The following is a 19023-nucleotide window of genomic DNA, read 5'->3' as shown; positions in this document are numbered from 1 at the left end:
TAGGAGAGAGGCGACATGATTCTGGGTCATATCGGGGTGCGCAAGGGCTCCAAGGGGGTGCCGGGCAAGAATTTCAAACCGCTGTGCGGCAAACCCCTGATTGACTGGTCGCTTGAGCCGCTTTTGGCCAACCCCCGGGTGGGGGCGGTGGTGGTGTCGACCGACGATCCGGTGATCCACGATCATGCGCTGGGCATGGGCACGCTCGATATCGGGTTGCGCCCGGATGAATTGGCCACCGATGCGGCGCCGAAATGGGAGGTCTGGCAACATGCGCTTGAGGCGGCGGAGGCGGCGCTGGGGCGCGAGGTGACGGCATTTGTCGATCTCGACGCGACGCTGCCCCTCCGCCTGCCCGCGGATATCGACGGGGCGCTCGACCTTTTCGAGGCTGAGCGGCCGGACATGGTGATGTCGGTTTGCGAGGCGCGCAAGAACCCCTATTTCAACCTCGTGGAACCCGATGAAAGCGGCGCGCTGCATGTGTCCAAGCCACTGCCCGGCGGGGTCTGGGCGCGGCAGGCGGCGCCCACGGTCTATGAGCATGTGGGCATTGTTTACGTTCTTGATCCGGCCTATCTGCGCCGGGCCGAGACGATCTATGAAGGGCGGGTGATCCCTTATGTGGTGCCGGCCGAACGCTCGGTCGATATCGACAACCCGTTCGATTTCCGGCTGGTCGAGTTGTTGATGCGCGAGCGGCTGGCTTTGGGCGACGGGATCAACCCGATACCCCCCATCCCGCCAGCGTCCTGAGGGTTTTTTCGACCGCGCCCGCGTGATCGGCAAGGAAGGCGTCGATCTGCTCTTTGGAGGGCTGGTCGTTGGATAAGAGTGCGTTCGCAAGGTCGTCTGCGTTCACCTGGCGCGCGACACCCGCCGCGATGGCCTCGGTCGCGGGATATTCGATGGTCCAGGTTTCGGGCCCCACGATCACCGGTTTGCCCAGCGCCAGTGGTTCGATGATGTTGTGCGAACCGCGCGGATGAAAGCCGCCGCCAGTCACGGAAAGATCGCCCATGGCGAGGTAGAAATACATCTCGCCCAGTGAATCGCCCAGAAGCACGTCGATCTGCGGGGTTTCGGTGAGGGCCAGCGTATCATCGAGGATCGCAGAGCGTCGGGCAAAGCGCAGACCCGCCTGCGCGAGTCGTTCGGCCACGGCGTCGAACCGTTCAGGGGCGCGCGGGACAAACACGATAAACGCCCTTTTAGAGACTGATTTCACGGTCTCGACGAAAAGCTCCTCCTCGCCTTCGATCACCGAGGCCAGGGTGATCACCCGCCGGTCGCCTGCGAGTGTGGCGCGGGCCGCATGGGCGGCGCTGAGATGTGCCCCGGGGATTGGCTGTTCAAAGCGCATTTCGCCTGTCACCGAGACGTTTTTCTGCCCAAGGCTGCGGAAGCGTTCGGCCTGAAGATCGGATTTCACCATCACACCGGCAAAACCCGGGACGAGCAGCGCGGGTGAAAGGAATTTTTCGCGATCGCGGGTGAAGCTCTTGACCGGGTATTGCCCGTTGCAAAGGTAAAGCGGTAATTCCGCGCGGCGGCTTGCGGTGATCATGCTGGGCCAGAATTCGACCTCCATCACCAGCCCGAACTTCGGCCGGAAGGCGCGAAAGAAGCGTCGGAAGGCGAGGCCATAATCGAACGGCACGTAAACTGCCGAGAGCCGCCCCGCCGCGATCTCGGGGGCGAAGGTCTTTTCCGCCTCGCGCAGGCCCGCGGGGGTGAAATGCGTGGTCACGACATGCTCGCCCCGGTCGAGAAAGGCACGGATAAGCGGCACCGCCGAGCGCAGTTCACCCAGCGAGACGGCATGGACCCAGACATGCGCGGTGTCGCGGGGGGCATGACGTCCGAATCGCTGTCCGAGCCTTTGAAAATAGAGCGGGTCGCGCCGCGCCCGTCGCCACAGATAGACCAGCATCGCGGGCATAAGCACGAACCATGCCACGCGCCAGAGCACGAGGAAGGCGCGAAGCCTGAGCGGTTTGGTCCAGGGTGGAAGGGGCAAGGGCAGAGCCTGTTCAGACGAGATCGAGTAGCTTTTGGCATAAAGCGTCGAGCCGGTCCATATTGGCGGCGACCAGGGCCTCGGCGCGTTCGGCCATGGCGGCGTTGTCGGGGTCGGTCACGGCCTTGGCCAGCGCATCGGCTGTGTCGACCATGCGCGCGGCCTGTGCGTCATGCAGCGCGGCGTAATCGGCGGCGAAGTTGGCAAGGTTTGGCCCGTGCAGGATGGCCGTGCCCAATGCGGCGGCTTCCCACGGGTTGTGCCCTTGCGTCTCATTCATGCTACCGCCGATGAAAGCGACCGGGGCCAGCCGATAGAAGAGCCCCATCTCGCCCAGCGTATCGGCGAGGTAGACCTGTGTCTTGGGTGTGATGCTGTCCGCCGCGCTGCGCCGGGCCAGCCGCAAGCCCCGCGCGCGGATCTCTGTCGCTATCGCGTCGCCCCGATCAGGCAGGCGCGGTGCGAGGATCAAAAGCGTTTCCGGTGCGCGTGTCAGGATCTGCCCATGCGCGGCCAACGCCAGCGTCTCGTCGGGCGCGTGGGTCGAGGCGGCGAGCCAGAGGGGGCGATCCCCGATATCAGTCTCTAACACGGCCTTTTGCGCCGGATCATCGGCCAGCGGCGGCGCGATGGATTTGAGCGAACCATCGCAACGCACGCGCCGTGCGCCCAGCGCGGTGAGGTTGGATGCCGTGCGCTTCTCCTGTGCCGAGATCAGCGCGAAACGTGGCAGGATATCGCGATAGATCGCCCGCGCCCGTCGCCGCCGGGCCAGTGCCGCATCGTTCATCCGCGCATTGATCAGCGCGAGCGGGATGCCCGCCCGGTCGGCGCGAAACACCAGCCCTGGCCAAAGCTCCTGTTCGGCCCAGATCGACAGGTCCGGCCGCCAGTGATCGAGGAATCGCCGGGCCGGGCCGGCCGCATCGAGCGGGGCGAATTGATGCAGGGTGCGTGGCGGCATGTTGCGTGCGAGCGCCCGGGCGGAGCCAAGCGTGTTCGACGTGACGAGAAAGCTCAGATCTGGCTCTGAATGGGCCATTCGGGCGATGAGCCCGCGCAGGGCCAGCACCTCGCCCAGCCCCACCGCATGCAGCCAGACGAGCCGCCCCTCGGGGCGTGGGGCCGAGGCATGGCCCAGCTTCTCGCGCCAGCGCGCCTTGTCTTCCTTGCCGCGCCTGAGCCGTCGTTTCAGCAACAGGGGCAAAACCGGCCGCAACCCCCATGTCAGCGCCAGCCAGCCGCGCAGGGCGATCCCGGGGGGTGCGGTCTTACCCGTCTTCATCTGACTGAAAATACCTTGGGGGTTTGGGGGTGAAACCCCCAAGGTCAATGTGCGTTCTGATCATGGCGCGAGATTCAGCCATGATCGTGGAATTCCTTTTGCAGGCCGCGCGACCAGAAGCCCGGATCGCCCAGCACCTCGACGAAACGGGCTGCGGCGCTGCCTTCGCCGAATTCCGCGTCGCGCGGGTGGCGTTTGCCCCAGTCCTCGGCCAGGAATCGGGCGATGGTGGTTTCGTCATCTGCCGTGCAGGAGGTGATCGAGGCCCCGTTCGCGCGGTTCTTTTGCCGGGTGCCGATATCGAGCGAGGGAATGCCGAGAAACGGCGCCTCGCGCACGCCGGCGCTGGAGTTCCCGGCGATGCAGGCGGTGTGTTTCATCGCCTCGGAGAAATGGGAAAACCGCATCGAGGGGATGGTGCGGAACCGCCCGGGCGGAAGGCGCCGGATCACCGCGAGGATATCCTCGGAGCCGGGGTCGTTGTTGGGCAGGATCACCACGAAATTCCGTCCACTTGTCTCTAACGCGGCGAAAAACGCCTTTGCCTGTGCACCCATCGTGTCGGATTCCGAGGTGACGGGATGGAAGATGGCAATGCCGAACGCGTCGAAGGGAATTTCGTACCGGGTCTTTACATCCGTGATGCTCACGCCTGAGTCGCGCGAATGGAAATCGAGCTCGGGCGAGCCGATGACGTGGATCGCCTCGCGCGATTCACCCAGCGCCATGACCCGCCGCGCGGCGGCCTGTGACGAGACGAAATGGCAATAGGCGAGCTTGGTATTGCAATGGCGGAACAGCTCGTCGATCGTGCCCGAGACCTCGCCACCCTCGATATGGGCGCAGCGGATGTAATTGGTCGCGCAAACCAGCGCACAGGCCAGCGCCTCGACCCGATCGCCATGCACCACCACCAGATCGGGGTGGTGTTCGGCCACGAAATCGGAGAACCCCAGAACGGTCTTGGCCAGCACCATGTCCTGAGGATCGGAGATGCGCTGGTTGAGATATTCATGCACGGTCACGCCCGGGGTGCGGTGCACCTCGATCTTGGTGAGGCCATAGCGTTCGAGCATGTGCATGCCGGTGACGAAGAAGCTCACGTCATGGCCAGCGTCGCGGGCGGCCAGCGCCAGGGGCTCAATCTTGCCGAAATCGGCACGGGTGCCGGTGACGAAGAGAAGGCGTTTGGTCATGGTTTTCCCGGTGTTGCGAGGTGGGGGATGGTATGGACAGAATGGGCATGGATGTCTAGGTATTCGCGGATTCCGAGGTGAAAGGCGCCCGCATGGCAGAAGACCGGATTGTGCTCTGCATGAAATGGGGAACGCTTTTCCCGCCAGATTACGTCAACGTGCTTTACAATGCCTGCCGGGGGGCGATTTCGGGGCGATTTCGCTTTGTCTGCCTGACCGATGATGCGCAAGGGTTCGTCGAGGGTGTCGAGGCGCTCCCCATTCCCGATATCGGGCTGGCGCCGGGTGAATGGTATACCAAGGGGGTCTGGCCGAAGCTCGCGCTTTACGTGGCCGATCTGCGTGGGCTGCGGGGGCGCTGTTTGTTTGTCGATCTCGACATGGTGGTGCTGCGCGGGCTTGACGAAATGTTCGCGCATCCGGGCGCCTTTACCGGCATCGACGTCGGCGAGGGCTGGCGACCGGGGCGCGAAGGCACGCGCCCGCCCGAGCTGGGCACCGGGGTGTTCGCCTTTGATGTCGGGAGCCAGCCACAGATCTTCGACGCGTTTCAGGCCGACAAGGCGGGTGCGATGGCACGGTTTCGCAACGAGCAGGATTTCGTGGCCGCCCATGCCGAGGGGCTCGCGTTCTGGCCAGCGGGTTGGGTGATCAGCTTCAAGCGATGGCTGCGCCAGCCCATCGGGCTCGATCTGATGCTGCCGCCGAAAGAGCCGCCGGACTCGGCGAAGATCATCGCCTTTCACGGCGATCCGCGCCCTATCGCGCTGGTGCCTGAGCGGACGGGATTCTGGGACCGGTTCCCGCATATGGGACATGGACAGGTGGGTTGGGTTAGGGACTACTGGCTTGAGCATGGCGGGCGGATGCCGCCGTTCTAAGTCTGAAAATTGAAGCTGGAAGGGAAGGGCGGGCGGGATGGGGGTTTTCGGTGGGCTGAAGGAGCGGCTGCGGAAATGGAAGCTGGCGGGGCGTGACCCGGCCGAGGTGTTTTCGCGGTATTACCGCTCGAACAAATGGGGCGATGCCGAGAGCCGGTCGGGCAAGGGGTCGAACCTCGATGCGACACTGATCCTGCGCGAAAGGCTACCGGCGCTGGTGGCGGAACTGGGGATCGAGAGCCTTCTTGACCTGCCCTGCGGCGATTATTTCTGGATGGCGCGGACCGATCTGGGCGTGGCGCAATATACCGGCGGCGATATCGTGACCGAGATGATCGAGGCCAACCGCGCGGCCCATGCGCGCGATGGGGTGCAATTTGAAGTGATCGACCTGATCGCGGGGCCGATCCTGCGGCACGATCTGATCTTTACCCGTGATTGCCTCGTGCATCTTTCGACCGCGCATGTGAAGGCCGCGCTGGCTAATATCAGGGCCTCGGGGGCCGAGTGGCTCTTGACCACGACCTATCCCGGCAGCGGCATCAACCAAGAGATTTCGACCGGCCAATGGCGCAGGATCGACCTCGAGGCGCCGCCTTTCAACCTGCCTGCGCCGGTCCTGCTTCTGGAAGAGGGGCAAGAGGATGTGCCGGGGCAGGCGCCGGGCAAGATGCTGGGGTTGTGGAAGGTCGCGGATCTGCCGCGTGCCTGAAGGTGGCGTCAGGTTTTGAAATCGCTCCATTTGAGTTGCTGGTTGCGGGTCACGGCGTGCTTCAGGGTCCGGCCCAGCACCTTGTCGAAGTCATAGCCCGGGATCTCACCCGAGCCGGGGCGGCGGGCCCAGATATCCTGTTCGCGGATGACGTGACCGGCGGACAGGTCGGCATCGGCCACGACGCTGGCGCGGGCAAAGCGATAGACGTCCTCCTCGGGGCCGGTGCGTTTCTTGTCGTTGTTGGCGGCGATCCAGATTTCGCGGGAGCGGTCGATCAGCAAGCGCAGTTCGGCTGGGTCCATCGAGCAGGAGATATCCGGCCCCCTGCGATAGCGGGTGTCGGTGTAGTGGCGTTCAAGGATCGAGGCGCCCAGTGCCACGCTGGCCAGCGCCATTTCGGGGCCGATGGAGTGATCGGAAAAGCCCACGACGGCCTTGGGGAAGGCATTGCGCAGTTCGGTCACGCCCTTGAGCGAGACGATTTCGGGCGGCGAGGGGTAGAGGTTGGTGCATTCAAGAAGGGCATAATCCACCCCCGCCGCTTCGAGGATTGCGACGCTGGCGCGCATCGTCTCTATGGTCTGCATGCCCGTGGACAGGATCACCGGCTTGCCCTTGGCCGCAATGTGGCGGATGAGCGGCAGGTTGTCGGCCTCGCCAGAGCCGATCTTGTAGGCGGGCACGTCGAGCGAGGCGAGGAAATCGCAGGCGGCGCGGGAAAACGGCGTTGAAATCCAGATCATGCCCAGTTCTTCGGTATAGCGCTTCAGCTCGGCCTCGTCCTCGCGGGAAAGCGCGCATTGCTCCATCACGTGCCAGATCGAGATATCGGCGTTGGGCGGAAAGATCTGCTTGGCCTCGTCGGTCATCTCGTCTTCGACGATATGGGTCTGGTGCTTGATCATCTCGCAGCCCGCGCCTGCCGCGAGGCGCACCATCTCTTTCGCCACCTCCAGATCGCCACCGTGGTTGATGCCGATCTCAGCGATGACGAGGGGCGGGTGATCTGGGCCGATCTCGCGATGTGCAATCTTCATGTCATGCCTCCTTGGCGGCTTCCGGGGCTTGGCGGGGTTTCTTGATTTCTTTCCAGCGGTTGTGGAACCAGAGCCATTGGCCCATATGCGCGCGCACCTGTGCTTCGAGCGAGTCGTTCAATGCCTGGGTCATGTCCTCGGGCGTCGTGTGGGGCACAGGAGCTTCGAACACGGCGCGGAACGAAAGGCCGTCAGGCTGGCGGATGCCATAGCAGGGGATCAGGACCGCGTCGTATTTGAGCGCCAGTTCGGCAAAGGAGAGCGCGGTATAGGCCGGATGGCCGAAGAAATCGAGCGGCGCGCCATTGCGCAGGCGCTGGTCGATCAGCACGGCGAGCGTGCCACCGCCCTTGAGAAAGCGCATCATTTCGGCCATGCCGCGACGGCCGCGCGAGAAGAGCGGCGTGCCGATCTTCGAGATGGTTTCGACATAGATCTCGTTAAACTGGCGGATGTTCATCGGGCGATAGATACCACCGACGGAGAAGCCGCGATGAATCACGCCCGCGCGGATCACGTCGTAATTGCCGAAATGCCCCGAGACGAGGATCACCGGGCGCCCCTCGGCGCGGGCGGCGTCGAGCGCGGCGAGGCCGGGACCCTCGAACGGGGTGGCGCAGGCGATGGGCACGAACTCCTCGGGCGAGAAAAGCTCGGCCATGGTGCGGCCGAAATTGTCGGGCACGGCGCGGGTGAGGCGTTCGACCTCGGCGCGGGGCAGGTCGGGGCGGATGCGGGCGAGATTGGCGCGGATGCGTTTGCGCCAGCCCACGAGCGGGGCCACGATGCGCGACACGATCCAGCCCGAAGCGGGCACGCGCCAGCGATAGGGCAGGCAGCGCAGCATCCATAGCGTGCCGCGAATGGCGGCAAAGCGAATGCGGTTCCTGAGGTCTGGTGTATCGTCAGGCATGATCGGACGTCCATCTGTCTGGGCGGCTGTATCGCCGATAATTCCACGCTTTGAAAGTCCCCGGAGCGGCTTGTCAACGCGCGGGAAACACCGTGCTGTTCTTGATCGTGCCATAGGCAAAGCTGGTGTCGATGGAGCCGATTCCACCCAGGCGCTGCAATTGGGTGCGGATGAAGCGTTCATAGGCGTCCAGCGATTCGACCACGACGCGCAACTGGTAATCGGTTTGCCCGGTCATGACGTGGCATTCCAGAACCTCTTCCATCCCGTCGATCTGGCGCTCAAAATTCTGCACCGTTTCCTCATCATGCCGTTCGAGCCGGATATGCACGAAAGCGGTGATGGCCAGCCCATAGGCCCGCGCGTTCACCCGCGCGCTGTAGCCTTCGATCACGCCGGATTTTTCAAGATTGCGCACCCGGCGCAGGCAGGGCGAGGGCGAGAGGTTGACCATCGCGGCCAGGTCCTGGTTCGACATGCGCCCGTCGCGTTGCAGGGCGCGGATGATCTGGCGGTCCTTGTCGTCCATTTTCTAGCTCACTATTAGCATGGTCTGCCAAATATTATCTCGTTTGAGGTGGAAATGGCAATCCATACCTTCCTTTCATGCGATATCCTGTCGCAAAAGGAGATCTCATATGACCCAGACCCCCGGCTTTGCCACCCGCGCCATTCACCTTGGACATGATCCGATGGAGCATGAGGGTGCGCTGACCCCGCCCTTGCACCTGACCTCGACCTTTGCCTTCGAGTCCGCCGAGGCGGGCGGCGAAATGTTCGCGGGCGAGCGGCCCGGCCATGTCTATTCACGCATCTCGAATCCGACGCTCGAGTTGTTGGAGCGGCGCATGGCCTCGCTCGAAGGGGCGGAGGCGGGGCTGGCGCTGGCTTCGGGGATGGGGGCGATCACCGCCACGCTCTGGACGTTGCTGGCGCCGGGCGACGAGGTGATCGTGGACAAGACGCTTTATGGCTGCACCTTTGCGTTCATGCATCACGGGCTGCGCAAGTTCGGCATTACCGTGACCCATGTGGACATGACGGAGCCCGAGAACCTTGCACAGGCGATGAGCGACAAGACCCGCGTGGTCTATTTCGAGACGCCGGCCAATCCCAACATGCGGCTGGTGGACATCGCGGCGGTGGCGCGGATCGCCCATGCGGGCGGGGCGCAGGTCATGGTCGACAACACCTATGCCACGCCCTATCTTACACGGCCCATCGCGCTGGGCGCCGATCTGGTGGTGCACTCGGCGACCAAGTACCTGGGCGGGCATGGTGACCTGGTCGCCGGCGTCGTGGTCGGACGGGCCGAGGCGATCAGCGAGATCCGCCTGTTCGGCATGAAGGACATGACCGGCGCGGTGATGGCGCCGTTCAACGCAATGCTGGTCTTGCGCGGGCTCAAGACGCTCAGCCTCAGGATGGAGCGGCATTGCGCCAGCGCGCAGGCGGTGGCCGAGTGGCTTGAGGCGCACCCGGCGGTGGCCAGCGTGCAATTCCCGGGGCTTGGGAGTTTTGGCCAGCACGCGCTGGCCCGACGTCAGATGGCCCTGCCCGGCGCGATGATCGCCTTTGAACTCAAGGACGGGCTGGAGGCCGGGCGCGACATGATGAACGGGCTGCGGATGATCGTGCGCGGGGTGTCGCTGGGCGATGCCGAAACGCTGATCCAGCATCCTGCCTCGATGACTCATTCGACCTATAGCCCCGAGGAACGGGCCGAGCACGGGATCAGCGACGGATTGATCCGGCTTTCGGTGGGGCTTGAGGATTTGTCCGATATCATCGACGATCTGGATGACGCGTTGCACCAGCCCGCGCTCAGAAAATCCGCCTGAAACATCGAACCAGAAAGCCCGCCTGATGCCATTCCAGATTTCCATCGGTCCGAACCTGCGCAAGTCCGCGTTCTTCGACGCCACCGTGCAAAGCGGGGTGCAGAACTTCTCGGTCTATAATCACATGCTGATCCCGGGGCATTTCGGAGACCCCGAGGCCGAGTATGACCGGCTTTTGAACGGTGTCGCGATGTGGGATGTGGCCGCACAGCGGCAGGTCGAATTGCGCGGCCCGGATGCCGGGCGGCTGGCGCAGTATCTCACGCCGCGTGACCTGACCAAGACGTGGGTCGGGCAGGGGCGCTATGTGCCGCTGTGCGATCACGACGGGTGGCTGATCAACGATCCGGTGCTGCTCAAACTGGCCGAGGATCGCTATTGGCTTTCGGTGGCCGACAGCGACATTCACCTGTGGGCGGCGGCGATCGGGCATGAGCGGGGTTGGGACGTGCAGGTGGATGAGCCCGATGTCTCCCCGCTTGCCATCCAGGGGCCGAAGGCGGTGGATGTGGCGGCGGCGCTGTTTGGCGATTCCGTGCGTGACATGCGCCATTTCGCGTTTGAAAAGATCACGCTTGCGGGTATTCCCATGATCCTCGCGCGGTCCGGTTGGTCAAAGCAGGGCGGGTTCGAGCTTTACCTGATGGACAGCGCGCGGGGGAGTGACCTCTGGGCCATGGTTGCCGAGGCGGGTGCACCGTTCGGGATCGGCCCGGGTGCGCCCAATGATATCGAACGTCTGGAAAGCGGGTTGATCTCTTACGGTGCCGATATGCGTTGGCAGACAGCGCGGGCGAACCCGTTCGAGGTGGGGTTGAGCGCGATGGTCAACCTCGAGGCGGGGCATGATTTCGTTGGCCGCGCCGCGTTGGAGCGGATCGCGGCCGAGGGCCCGGCGCGCAGGCGCGTGGGGCTTGTCCTTGACGGTCGGCCAACGCCGCCGGACCACTCGGTGCCGCTTGCGATGGGGGATTCCGTGATTGGACAAGTGTGCGAGTTTGCCTTTTCCCGACGGTTTGACCAGACCATCGGTGTCGGGCTTGTCCGGGCCGATCTGGTGGATACTGCCGAAGGACTCACTACCGTTCTGGAAGAGGGGGCCGTAGACACGCGGATTGCCCCGCTTCCGTTTGGGAAAAAGTAGCACGTCACGCGATGGGATGCGCCATGACCGAGATTGACTCCGTTCACCTCAAGACTGTCGAGCAGCGCCTGCTTTGGCTGTCGCACTGGATGATCCATCATGCCAACCACATCCGCCCCAATCCCGACGGGATCAAGGTGGGCGGGCATCAGGCGTCTTCGGCCTCAATGGTGTCGATCATGACGGCGCTTTATTTCTCGGCGCTGCGCCCCGAGGACCGTGTGGCGGTCAAACCCCATGCCGGACCGGTCTTTCATGCGATGCAATACATGATGGGTCATCTCGACCGTGAGCGGATGGAGGCGTTTCGCGGGTTTGGCGGTGTGCAGAGCTATCCCAGCCGCACCAAGGATGTGGATGACGTGGATTTCTCGACCGGGTCGGTGGGCCTCGGCGTGGCGATCACGAGTTTCGCGTCGCTGGTGCAGGATTACATCGCCGCCAAGGAGTGGGGTGCGGATCTGCCGCTTGGCCGGATGGTGGCGCTGGTGGGCGATGCGGAACTGGACGAGGGCAACATCTACGAGGCGTTGCAGGAGGGCTGGAAGAACGACCTGCGCAATTGCTGGTGGGTCATCGACTATAACCGCCAGTCGCTGGACGGGATCGTGCGCGAGGGGCTGTTCGAGCGGGTCGAGAAGATATTCGACGCGTTCGGATGGGACGTGGTGCGGGTGAAATACGGCGCGCTGCAACGCGCGGCCTTCGAGGAGCCGGGCGGCAATGCCTTGCGCGACTGGATCGACGCCTGTCCCAACGCGGAATATTCGGCGCTGACCTATCAGGGGGGTGCGGTCTGGCGGCAGCGGCTGATGGACGATCTGGGCGATCAGGGGGACGTGACGGCGCTCATCGAGCGGCGGAGCGATGCGGAACTGGCTGCGCTGATGGAAAACCTCGGCGGCAATTGCGTGCAGACCATGGCGGATGTCTTTGCCAGCATCGAGCATGATCGCCCGACCTGTTTCCTCGCCTATACGATCAAGGGCTGGGGCACGCCCATTGCCGGGCACAAGGACAATCACGGCGGGTTGATGACCCGCGCGCAGATGGCCGAATGGCAGGCGCATATGGGCGTGCCGGAGGGGCAGGAATGGGAGCGTTTTGCCGGGGTCGCGGATGCGGAAGGTTTGCGCGGGTTTCTTGATGAGGTGCCGTTCTTTGCCAGGGGCGTGCGGCGTTACACCGACGATCGGTTGCCCGCCCCCGCGATTTCGGGCGCCACCGACCGCGAGATTTCGACCCAGATGGCGTTTGGCAAGATCCTTGACGGGTTGGCAAAAGGTGACAGCGCGCTGGTCGGGCGGATCGTCACCACCTCGCCGGACGTGACCGGCACGACCTCGCTCGGGCCGTGGGTCAACCGGCGCAAGCTTTTTGCCCGTACGTCCCGGCCCGATGCCTTTATCGAGCATCGCATCCCCTCGACCGCGAAATGGGAGTTCACGCCGAAGGGCCAGCATATCGAGTTGGGTATCGCCGAGATGAACCTCTTTCTGCTGCTCGGCGCGGCGGGGCTGTCGCACAGCCTGTTCGGCAAGCGGCTCATCCCCATCGGCACGGTCTATGACCCGTTCGTGCACCGCGGTCTCGATGCGCTCAACTATGCCAGTTACCAGGACGCGCGCTTCATCATCGCGGGCACGCCCTCGGGCGTGACGCTGGCACCCGAAGGCGGCGCGCATCAATCGGTTGGCACGCCGCTTACCGGTATGGCGCAGGACGGGCTGGCGAGTTTCGAGCCCGCCTTTGCCGACGAGTTGGCGGTGATCATGGAATGGGCCTTCGACTACCTGCAACGTGATGGCGAGGGCGACCCCGATGAGAGAACATGGCTGCGCGATGAGACCGGCGGTTCGGTCTATCTGCGGCTGACCACGAAACCACTGGAACAGCCGGGCAAGCGGCATGACGATGCGTTTCGGCAGGGCGCGATCGACGGCGCCTATTGGCTGCGCCCGCCGGGACCTAATTGCGAGGTGGTGATCGCCTACCAGGGCGCGGTGGCCGACGAGGCGATTGCCGCCGCGGGCATGATCGGCGGGGCGCGGCGTGATGTCGGCGTGCTGGCTGTCACCTCGGCGGATCGGCTCAATGCGGGCTGGACGGCGGCACAGCGCGAACGCGCGCGCGGCAACACGGGCGCCGTGGCCCATGTCGAACGGCTGCTGGCCGCGCTGCCACACGAATGCGCGCTGGTGACGGCAATTGACGGGCATCCCGCGACGCTGGGCTGGCTCGGGGCGGTGGCTGGGCACCGGACGATCCCGCACGGGGTCGAGCATTTCGGTCAGACCGGCACGATCGGCGACCTCTACCGCCATTTCCGCATCGACCGCCACGCGCTGGCCGCGTCGGTGCAGGGGCTGACATCCGGGGCGCCGGTTCTCTAGGTGCTTTCGCGGGCGGCCCCGAGGATCAGTAGTCGCGTTCGAAGAACACGCCGATCCCGGTGTCGCCATCGCTGCCCAGGCGTCCGCGAACGGTGGTGCGGCGGTTGACTTCGAGCTTGAGGTTGATCTGGCTCGTGCCGTCGCCTTTTACGGTGACGTCGGTATAGATGTTCTCGGAGATGTATTTGCCCACACGGGCCTGCGTGGTGCCCTCGTCATCCATGCCGATATCGAGATCGTCAACGCCCAGCGACCGGCGCAACCCGTCGGTGAGACCGGTGCCCCCCTGACCCGAAAGGGTGCGGATCGCGGCGGCGAGTTGAACCGCCTGAAAGGCCGAGATTCGCGTCACGTCACGCCCGAAAAGGAAGAGCGACAGCGCCTCTTCCTGCGGCAGCTCCGGCACCGATGTCACGGTGAGATCAGGTGCGGAGGCCAATCCGTCCAGTCGCAGCGAAACGGAGAATTCCTCAACCTGAGAGGTGGCCGCGAAGCCGATCACGGGATCGAAACTGCCGCGCATCGTAAGGCTGCCTTCGGTCAGGTTCAGCCGCTGGCCCAAGAGGTCGAGCCGCCCGCGGATCAGGTTGAATTGACCGACCGGCAGGATGTCATTGGTCGAGCCGGCCAGGCGCAGCGAACCGCCCAGTTCAGCGTCAAGCCCGCGCCCGCGCACGAACAGGCGATTGGGCGCCGAAATCAGGATGTCGAGCGGGAAATCGGCCGTGGAGGCGCCGGAGTCGCCGCCCGTCTGGTTCATTCCGGCATAGCGCAGGGTGCGCTGGACCGCACCGGGCGGGCGGAGATGCTGCAAGCCGTCAAGCGGAGAATAGGAGGGGCCAAGATTCGGGATGCGCAATTCGGTGTGGCGCAGGTCGATCCGTCCGCCGATGCGCGCCCCGCCCGCCACCGGCCCGTTGAGCGACAGCGCGCCGTCAAGCACCACCTCGAACAGCGAGGGGTCGCGCAGGGTCACATCCACGAGGTCCACGGCGAGATCCGCCTGAAAGGGCGAGGAAAGTGTGATTGGGCCGCGTAGCCGGGCCTGTCCGCCGGTCGAGACATCCGCGTCAAGGGCCACCTGTGCCACCCCGCCGCCCAGATTGACCTGTCCGCGCATGCGCTCGAGCGCGACGGCCTGTGCGGGAAGGGAAAGCCGGGCATCATCGACACTGATCCGTCCCGATAGCGACTCGAGTGCCAGCGGCCCGCTGAGTGACAGATCGAGCCGTGCGAGGCCGGAAAGCGCCTGTCCCGAAAGCCGCGCATTGGCCAGCGCCAGGGGCACGGTGCCGGTTACGCCCAGATCGGCGCGCGCGCCGTCCTCGGCCACCGTGCCGGTGACGCCAAGCGTAATGCCGCCCGGCCCCTGACCTTCGGTGTCGATCTGCCAGCGTGCACCGGCTTTGTGCGCACTGCCCGAAAGGCGTGCGGCGCCGGGAAGTTCGGGGATGATCAACCCGAGATTGGTGAGCGCGAGGCGATAGTCGAACTGACCGTCCTCGGGGCCAAGTTCTCCGCTGAGCGAGGCATCGAGATCGGGCGCGTCGAGGTCCAGCCGATCAAGCGTCAGGTGGCCCTGTGCATCGCGGGCGGCGGCAAGATCGAACCGGGTTGTTGCGCGCAGGAGCGGGGCAAGCGCCGGCAGGCCGACATCGAGTGCGCTTGTCTGGCCGCTTGCGGTGATATCGAAGCTTTGCGCCAGCAGGTCGGCATTGCCCTTGGCGGTGAGTTGCGCCGATCCGGCGAGCGGCCGCTTGGCGAGGGTGGCGAAGGCGGCGAGCCGCCCGATTTCGGCCGTGAGAGCGCCATCGGCCAACAGGCGTTCTACGCCGTCGCCGGAGATGGTGCCGCGATATGTCACCTGCGCCTCGCCCGGCAGGGTACTGTCGGCGCTGAGGGTCCAGACTTCGCCCTGTTGTTTGGCGCGTGCGGTCAATTCCGCCGCGCCGTCGAGTCCGGGCAGGGCGCGGGCGAGTTGGGGCAGGCTGGCGGTGAGGCTCACCGTGCTGTTGCCGCTGGCGAGGTTGGCCATCGCGTCGATCCGGGCGTGATCGGTGCGGATCGAGACCGGATCGGCGCGCAGGCCGGTTTCGTCACGCTCAAGGGCGAGGATGAGTCGGCCCTGGCCGTCAAGGAGCGGGTCGAGCGGTGCAAGACCCGTGGAAAGGTTCTGCGTCTGACCGTCGAAGCGCAATGCCATGCGCCCGCTTAGCGGTTCAACCCGGCCGGAAATGGCCAGATCGGCGCGCCCGCCAAGGTCGATCCCGGCCAGACCGGCAAAACGGGTAAGATCGTCCGCATTGAGCCGCAGGTCGGGCACCACGGTGAGCGCGGCCAGATCGTCGGGGATGCTGATCGTGATAGTGCCGCCGAGCCCGTAGTCGGCCCCCCGGAGCGCGAGGTTGCGGAGCCGCAGGGGGGCGTCTGCGGACCAGCCGAATTCGAGCCCGCCGCGCAATCTCTCGCCAAGGGCGCGGGCCAGGGCAGGATTCGTGGGCGCGATCAGCCCATCGGCCTCGAACCGGAGCGCGCCCGAGATGCTTTGCGCTGCGCGCAGTATCCGCCCCGAGCCGCCGAATTCCAGCGAGCCGATGCGCAAGTCGTCCTGTTCGACACCGCTCGCGGTGCCGTCGACCCGCCACTCGTCGCCAGATTCCGCGTCGAAATGCGCCGTAAGGCTGGCCGCGCGGACCGTTGTGCGTGGGCCGGGCAGCGGAAGCGTCACGCGGTCGCCGGTCGGCGGGGAGATCGCGGCGTCGAGCATCAGTTCGCGTGGCCAGCCATCGGCGCCGATCTCGGCGGTGCCGCCGATCTGCATTGCCGCTGTGTCGATGTTCAACTGGTCGAGCAGAAAGCCGCCATCCGCGCGGCGTTCGCCGCTTGCGGCCAGCGTGACCTGATCACCGAGGAACGCGGCGAATTCGGGCAGGAGCACCGGCGCCAGATCGCCGCTAACTGCTGCGTTGAACCCTGTAGCGCCATCTTCGTCTGTGGTGAGGGTCACGTCGCCGGTCAGGCGGTCCTGCCCGTCGGTGGCCAGCCGCATCCGGGCCGTGAAATCGGTGATCGGATCGTCGCCCTGCACTTCCATTTGGACCGAGGGCCGCCCCGGCAGGCTCAGCAGGTTGGCGGCGAGGCCGTTCTCGGGCTCACGCAGGGCAAGGTCGATGCGCAACTCGCGCGTGATATTGTCGAACCCGCCCTCGAGGGTGATTTGCCCAGGGCGGTCGAGCCGTTTGACGTCAAGTGATGCCTCGCCCGCCCCGCCGGCAAGCGACGCCTTGCCGCTCACCGAGAGCGCGGCGTCCTGTCCGAGAACCTCGGTGCCCAGCTCGGCCCGGGTGATCTCCATCTTGGCGATCTCGACGGATACGGGCAGATCGGGCAGGGCAAAACCGCCGCTTGCCTCGGGGCTGGGCAGCGGGTCCTTTACGGGCACGGGCGGCCGGGGCAGGTCGATCTCGCCGATGGTGATCTCGTCGATGGCGATCCGGCCGCGCAACAGGGCGGAGCGGTTCCACACCAGCACCAGGTCGGTGGCGGTAAGCCATGTGCCCTCGGGGTCGGTGACGATGATGCGCTCGATCGTAGCACGCGAACTCAGTGCCCCGGCGAAACCTTCCATCCGGACGCTGCGCCCCGGCGCGGAAAGCGCGTCTTCGAGCAGGCCCTGGATGAAACCGCGGTCGCTTTCGGTGTCTTGTGCAAGTGCGCCGAGCGGAACCAGAAGGGCAAGACATATCGCCAGAAATCGCATCAAAACGCCTGCCCGATCCCGATGTAAAGTTGCACGCCGCTACCGGTGTCACCGGCGACGGGTCCGGCCAGATCGACGCGGATCGGCCCGACCGGCGTCTTGTAGCGCACGCCGAGTCCGGCCCCGGCATGCCAGCCGCCATCCTCGAAAAAGCCGCCGCCGACGAAACCCGCATCGGCAAAGGCAGCGAGGCCGATCCGGTCGCCGACAGGAAAGCGCAGCTCGCCCGAGAGGGCGGCAAAGCTGCGCCCGCCGAGCTCCACCCCGCCGTAATCGGCGGTGAGCGATTTATAGGGTTGCCCGCGCACCGTGCCCGCCCCGCCCGAATAGAACAGGTAATCGGGCGGGGCGGCCTGTGCATTCGGCCCGGCCAGCGCGCCAAGCTGCAACCGCCCGGCCAGAACCGTCCCGCCGGTTTCGCCGAGCGCGAGATAGGAGCGCAAGTCAAGTGTGGCATGCCCGCCAGTCTGTGCGTCGAAGGTTTCGTAAAATGGCGTGAGACCGGCGCGGGCATAGATTCCGCGGGTGGCATCAAGCGGGTCGTCGCGATTGTCATAGGTCAGCGACAGGGGAAGGCGCAGCAATTGCATTTCGCGTCGCGTGACCGTGGGCGCAAAGCGGTCGGTAATGCGGGCATATTCATAGCCAATACCCAAACTGCCCGAGAGCGTGTCACTGAACTCGCGCGAAACGCCGGTCGTGAATGCGAATTTCTCCTGAAGAAAGCGGGGCTCATCGTTATAAGTGAACGCGGCCTCGGCGAAGAAGAGCGTGTCGGGGCCATAGACGGCGGGACGATCGAAGCGGAAGGATAACGCGTAATCCGTGCCCTGGCCTGTACCGCCGATCTGGGCGATTTCGCCATCGACGCGAAACTGTTCGGCCCCGCCAAGCAGGTTGCGATGCAGCCAGTAGCCCGACAGCGTCACGCCGTCGAAGCTCGAGTATTCCAGCCCGCCGCCGATCCGGCGGGGGCGGCGGTCGACCACGGCGATTTCCATGTCCATCGTGCCGTCGTGCGCGACGGTCTCGGCCTCGCTCAGTTGGACGGAGGAGAAAGTTCCCACCTTGCGCAGGCGGGCGGCGGCCTTGTCGACCTCATCCGGGTCATAGCGTTCGCCACGGGGCAGGCCCGCGATGCTCCGAACCCGCGATCCGCGCACAGCACTTTCCCCCGACACGGTCACATCGCCGAATCGCACGCGCGGGCCGGGTGCAATGTCTACATCGACATCCAGCCGGGCAGAGTCGTGGCGGGCGAGAACGCGCTGGTCGGTGATGCGCGCCTTGGCATGACCGGCCTTGCGCCAGTCGTTCACCGCCTGGCGGGTGGCCTCGCGTGCGACGGTGGCCAGTGCGGGCGCGTCCGGGCGGAACTGGTCGGGGAGGGGAGGTGTTTGCGCCAACGGCCCGATTCGCACCGCGCCAAACCGGAACAACCGTCCGGGATCGACCGCGATCACCGCATTGGTGATCTGTTCAGGAGAGCGAAACGGGTCGATCAACGCCGCTTCGCGACCGTCGACCAGGATGCTGACCTCGACCGAGTAATAACCTTGGGAATAGAGCACTTCGACCAGCCGGGCATAATCGCCGCGCGCAGCGGCGAGGATATCACCCGTGGTCGCTTCGGGATTGTCCACCAGGCTGTGCAGGACCGAGTTTGCGCGCAAGGCATCGCCAAGCGCCTCGGACTGCGGACCGGAGACCCGCAGATCGACCGTGTTGAGCGCCTGCACACCCTGTGCGGCGCCGAAGCCGAGGGCGCAACAGACCAGCGATGTCCTGATGAGATTCGATGTCATGTCGCGCCCTGTTCTTGCGGGCAACATAGACCA

Annotated in this window: 14 protein-coding genes; 6 read left to right on the top strand and 8 right to left on the bottom strand. The window is 65.1% G+C overall.

The window, feature by feature from the left end; translation table 11 throughout:
- The first annotated feature begins 15 nt into the window (after window positions 1-15).
- A complete protein-coding gene (locus tag FLO80_RS14270; RefSeq protein ID WP_111364429.1) occupies window positions 16-756 on the top strand; it encodes an acylneuraminate cytidylyltransferase family protein in 741 nt (246 codons plus the stop codon).
- Here FLO80_RS14270 and FLO80_RS14265 read toward each other — a convergent pair.
- The 3 genes from FLO80_RS14265 to neuC all read right to left on the bottom strand — a co-directional run bounded on the left by FLO80_RS14265 (window position 722) and on the right by neuC (window position 4501).
- Window positions 722-2020: a 3-deoxy-D-manno-octulosonic acid transferase gene (locus FLO80_RS14265; RefSeq protein ID WP_246156689.1), complete on the bottom strand. Its 1299-nt coding sequence runs from the start codon at window positions 2018-2020 to the stop codon at window positions 722-724. The genes FLO80_RS14270 and FLO80_RS14265 overlap by 35 nt on opposite strands.
- 13 nt (window positions 2021-2033) lie before the next feature.
- Window positions 2034-3305 carry a 3-deoxy-D-manno-octulosonic acid transferase gene (locus FLO80_RS14260; protein ID WP_111364431.1) on the bottom strand — a complete coding sequence of 424 codons (1272 nt, stop codon included), beginning with the start codon at window positions 3303-3305 and terminating at the stop codon, window positions 2034-2036.
- 74 nt (window positions 3306-3379) lie between these two features.
- Window positions 3380-4501 carry a UDP-N-acetylglucosamine 2-epimerase gene (neuC, locus tag FLO80_RS14255; RefSeq protein ID WP_111364434.1) on the bottom strand — a complete coding sequence of 374 codons (1122 nt, stop codon included), beginning with the start codon at window positions 4499-4501 and terminating at the stop codon, window positions 3380-3382.
- A gap of 92 nt (window positions 4502-4593) precedes the next feature.
- Between neuC and FLO80_RS14250 the strand changes: the two genes are divergently transcribed.
- Both FLO80_RS14250 and FLO80_RS14245 read left to right on the top strand, forming a co-directional pair.
- Entirely contained in the window at window positions 4594-5382 is a 789-nt protein-coding gene (locus FLO80_RS14250) for a glycosyltransferase family protein (RefSeq protein ID WP_111364436.1), read from the top strand.
- Window positions 5383-5419: 37 nt separating this feature from the next.
- Window positions 5420-6094: a class I SAM-dependent methyltransferase gene (locus FLO80_RS14245; protein WP_111364438.1), complete on the top strand. Its 675-nt coding sequence runs from the start codon at window positions 5420-5422 to the stop codon at window positions 6092-6094.
- A gap of 8 nt (window positions 6095-6102) precedes the next feature.
- Here the strand turns inward: FLO80_RS14245 and FLO80_RS14240 are convergent, their stop codons facing one another.
- The 3 genes from FLO80_RS14240 to FLO80_RS14230 form a co-directional block, all read right to left on the bottom strand.
- Window positions 6103-7134: an N-acetylneuraminate synthase family protein gene (locus FLO80_RS14240; protein ID WP_111364440.1), complete on the bottom strand. Its 1032-nt coding sequence runs from the start codon at window positions 7132-7134 to the stop codon at window positions 6103-6105.
- A 1-nt stretch (window position 7135) separates the two neighbouring features.
- Entirely contained in the window at window positions 7136-8047 is a 912-nt protein-coding gene (locus FLO80_RS14235) for a lysophospholipid acyltransferase family protein (protein ID WP_111364442.1), read from the bottom strand.
- Between the two features lie 73 nt (window positions 8048-8120).
- Window positions 8121-8576, bottom strand: coding sequence for an Lrp/AsnC family transcriptional regulator (locus FLO80_RS14230; protein WP_111364444.1), 456 nt, complete (start codon window positions 8574-8576; stop codon window positions 8121-8123).
- Window positions 8577-8685: 109 nt separating this feature from the next.
- On the opposite strand from FLO80_RS14230, the gene FLO80_RS14225 reads away from it, so the two are divergent.
- Genes FLO80_RS14225 through FLO80_RS14215 form a run of 3 tightly spaced genes read left to right on the top strand, consistent with a single transcriptional unit; the run spans window position 8686 to window position 13425 of the window.
- A complete protein-coding gene (locus FLO80_RS14225) occupies window positions 8686-9888 on the top strand; it encodes a methionine gamma-lyase (protein WP_111364447.1) in 1203 nt (400 codons plus the stop codon).
- Window positions 9889-9913: 25 nt separating this feature from the next.
- The gene (locus FLO80_RS14220; protein ID WP_111364449.1) at window positions 9914-11032 is read left to right on the top strand and encodes a glycine cleavage T C-terminal barrel domain-containing protein; all 1119 of its coding nucleotides are present in this window, start codon (window positions 9914-9916) and stop codon (window positions 11030-11032) included.
- A gap of 23 nt (window positions 11033-11055) precedes the next feature.
- Complete coding sequence (locus FLO80_RS14215; protein ID WP_111364451.1) at window positions 11056-13425, top strand: thiamine pyrophosphate-binding protein; 2370 nt, start codon at window positions 11056-11058, stop codon at window positions 13423-13425.
- 25 nt (window positions 13426-13450) lie between these two features.
- Here FLO80_RS14215 and FLO80_RS14210 read toward each other — a convergent pair whose 3' ends face one another.
- Together FLO80_RS14210 and FLO80_RS14205 are read right to left on the bottom strand one after the other, a co-directional pair.
- Window positions 13451-17185 carry a translocation/assembly module TamB domain-containing protein gene (locus tag FLO80_RS14210; RefSeq protein ID WP_111364453.1) on the bottom strand — a complete coding sequence of 1245 codons (3735 nt, stop codon included), beginning with the start codon at window positions 17183-17185 and terminating at the stop codon, window positions 13451-13453.
- The gene (locus FLO80_RS14205) at window positions 17185-18990 is read right to left on the bottom strand and encodes an autotransporter assembly complex protein TamA (protein WP_188078301.1); all 1806 of its coding nucleotides are present in this window, start codon (window positions 18988-18990) and stop codon (window positions 17185-17187) included. Before FLO80_RS14205 ends, FLO80_RS14210 begins: the two co-directional genes overlap by 1 nt.
- Between the last annotated feature and the right edge of the window lie 33 nt (window positions 18991-19023).

The organism is Aquicoccus porphyridii, assembly GCF_008369105.1.
In the GTDB taxonomy this organism is placed as follows: domain Bacteria; phylum Pseudomonadota; class Alphaproteobacteria; order Rhodobacterales; family Rhodobacteraceae; genus Aquicoccus; species Aquicoccus porphyridii.
This window is presented reverse-complemented; position numbering and strand designations above follow the sequence as displayed.

Excerpts from the sequence above, each read along its gene's own strand:
- FLO80_RS14270 (WP_111364429.1), top strand. The coding sequence starts at position 16 with ATGATTCTGGGTCATATCGGGGTGCGCAAGGGCTCCAAGGGGGTGCCG.
- FLO80_RS14260 (WP_111364431.1), bottom strand. The coding sequence starts at position 3,305 with ATGAAGACGGGTAAGACCGCACCCCCCGGGATCGCCCTGCGCGGCTGG.
- neuC (WP_111364434.1), bottom strand. The coding sequence starts at position 4,501 with ATGACCAAACGCCTTCTCTTCGTCACCGGCACCCGTGCCGATTTCGGC.
- FLO80_RS14250 (WP_111364436.1), top strand. The coding sequence starts at position 4,594 with ATGGCAGAAGACCGGATTGTGCTCTGCATGAAATGGGGAACGCTTTTC.
- FLO80_RS14245 (WP_111364438.1), top strand. The coding sequence starts at position 5,420 with ATGGGGGTTTTCGGTGGGCTGAAGGAGCGGCTGCGGAAATGGAAGCTG.
- FLO80_RS14240 (WP_111364440.1), bottom strand. The coding sequence starts at position 7,134 with ATGAAGATTGCACATCGCGAGATCGGCCCAGATCACCCGCCCCTCGTC.
- FLO80_RS14235 (WP_111364442.1), bottom strand. The coding sequence starts at position 8,047 with ATGCCTGACGATACACCAGACCTCAGGAACCGCATTCGCTTTGCCGCC.
- FLO80_RS14230 (WP_111364444.1), bottom strand. The coding sequence starts at position 8,576 with ATGGACGACAAGGACCGCCAGATCATCCGCGCCCTGCAACGCGACGGG.
- FLO80_RS14225 (WP_111364447.1), top strand. The coding sequence starts at position 8,686 with ATGACCCAGACCCCCGGCTTTGCCACCCGCGCCATTCACCTTGGACAT.
- FLO80_RS14220 (WP_111364449.1), top strand. The coding sequence starts at position 9,914 with ATGCCATTCCAGATTTCCATCGGTCCGAACCTGCGCAAGTCCGCGTTC.
- FLO80_RS14215 (WP_111364451.1), top strand. The coding sequence starts at position 11,056 with ATGACCGAGATTGACTCCGTTCACCTCAAGACTGTCGAGCAGCGCCTG.
- FLO80_RS14210 (WP_111364453.1), bottom strand. The coding sequence starts at position 17,185 with ATGCGATTTCTGGCGATATGTCTTGCCCTTCTGGTTCCGCTCGGCGCA.
- FLO80_RS14205 (WP_188078301.1), bottom strand. The coding sequence starts at position 18,990 with ATGACATCGAATCTCATCAGGACATCGCTGGTCTGTTGCGCCCTCGGC.